Annotated in this window: 1 protein-coding gene; it reads left to right on the forward strand. The window is 64.8% G+C overall.

Annotated features, from left to right (window positions below; translation table 11 throughout):
- Positions 1-219: hypothetical protein (locus ACPYOM_RS23395; protein WP_481347810.1), on the forward strand; the 219-nt coding region annotated here is incomplete at both ends.

Consider the following 219-nt stretch of genomic DNA (forward strand, 5'->3'; position numbering starts at 1 on the left):
TCCGTCGTCGGCAGCGTCAGATGTGTATAAGAGACAGGCAGCGCGAGCAGACCCAGCCGCAGCAGGGTCAGGGTGAGTTCACTCATGCGTCACCATGGGTCGTCGGTTGGGGGCCAGCACGGTCTGTCTCTTATACACATCTCCGAGCCCACGAGACGCGTAGTAATCTGGGGGGGGGGGTTTTTTGGTGGGAAGGGGGGGGGGGGGGGGGGGGGGGGG

Source organism: Monashia sp. HAY1-2A (assembly GCF_056755315.1).